The organism is Exobacillus caeni, assembly GCF_005747095.1.
Lineage (GTDB): Bacteria > Bacillota > Bacilli > Bacillales > Guptibacillaceae > Exobacillus > Exobacillus caeni.
Genome location: NZ_SWLG01000050.1, coordinates 1 through 1476, shown reverse-complemented (window position 1 = coordinate 1476; position 1476 = coordinate 1). Strand labels below are relative to the sequence as shown.

Annotated in this window: 2 protein-coding genes; both read right to left on the bottom strand. The window is 37.1% G+C overall.

What is annotated here, in order from left to right:
- Positions 1 to 29: 29 nt before the first annotated feature.
- On the bottom strand, positions 30 to 854 hold the full coding sequence (locus FCL54_RS24235) for an IS3 family transposase (protein WP_246055445.1): 825 nt from the start codon (positions 852 to 854) through the stop codon (positions 30 to 32).
- 5 nt (positions 855 to 859) lie between these two features.
- Positions 860 to 1423 carry a helix-turn-helix domain-containing protein gene (locus FCL54_RS23645; protein WP_138129713.1) on the bottom strand — a complete coding sequence of 188 codons (564 nt, stop codon included), beginning with the start codon at positions 1421 to 1423 and terminating at the stop codon, positions 860 to 862.
- Positions 1424 to 1476 lie beyond the last annotated feature (53 nt).

Here is a 1476-nt window from a genome sequence, read left to right as displayed (position 1 = left end):
GGTGGTTAACCCCAAAAGTTAGAGTTTTGTTATGCAGTTGATTGGATGGATTGAGTTCGGTATTCGACGGGACTCAGTCCATCCAATTTTTCTTTTGAACGTTCATGATTGTACCAGTGGATATATTCTTCAATCCGTCGCCTTAATTCCTCATAGCTTACTAATTTTTCTCCATAATACATTTCCTGTTTTAACATTCCAAAGAAGTTTTCCATTGCAGCGTTGTCTGCGCATGTAGCTTTCCGTGACATGCTTTGGAACACATTATTCTTCTTTAATGTCTTTACCCATTGGTTGTGCTGGTAATGCCAGCCTTGATCAGAATGGATGGTGGTGCGGTAGGTTGCATGATTCTTTATTATTTCTATCGTTTCTTTTAAAGGTTCCATGACAAGATCTAATGTAGGGCGTTTATTAACTTCATACGCAATAATTTCTCCGTTATAAAGATCAAGAATTGGATTTAAATATAATTTCTCATCCCCTAGACACTTAAATTCTGTAATGTCGGTTACTAGTTTTTGAAGAGGAATAGGTGTGCTAAAACGGCGTGATAATCGATTTTTCGCTACCTTTCCAACATTCCCCTTATACGAATTGTATTTACGGGATTTCCGCATAAACTTTACACATTTCAATCCGAGTTCCCGCATAAGTCGATACACTTTTTTATGATTAACATGATGTCCTAATTTATTTAATTCGTTCGTGATACGTTTATAACCATAACGTTCATGAAATTTTTTAAATAGGGAAGTAATAAGTTCTTTTAATTCTGTATCCGAGTCCTCTTTGCCAAAATTCTTCACATGATAGTGATAGGTGGCTTCGGGAATCCCCACTACCTGGAGAATATCTTTTAATCGGAATCCTTCTTCTTTAAGTTCGAATGCGAGCTTTGCTTGTGCTTTTCGTGGAAGGCATTCGGATTCTCCCGAAAAGCTCTCAACTTTTTTAGGTACGCATTTTCCAGTCGCAGTAATTCATTCTCGCGTTCTAATTCCTCTTCGCGTGTTACCTTTTTCTCTTCTTTTTTCTTCGATTTATTGGATTTCTTAGACATAGAAGGTCTCCCCTTCGATTTAGGTTTCAGGCCTTCTATCCCTTGTTCATTAAATGTTTTCGTCCAGTGATGAATTAAGGAAGGATTGTTCAGTCTAAATTGTTCAGCAGTTTCCTGATAAGAAGCACCTGTCTCTAACATAAAGTGTATCGTATCTAATTTATGTTGAACAGAGTACGCTTTCTTTCTTTCTCTTCGCTTTAATCCCTCTATCCCTTGTGTTTTATAAGCTCTTACCCAATCTTGTAATGGTGTTCGAGAGGGCATGTTATATTTTTTCGCTAATGATCTATATCCAAGATTTCCATCCAAATACTCGGTGACAAGTTTTATTTTAAATTCCTCACTATATTTGGCCATAAAAACACCCCCGAAAGTTAGATTTATTACTCTAACTTTCGGGGGTCGGTACC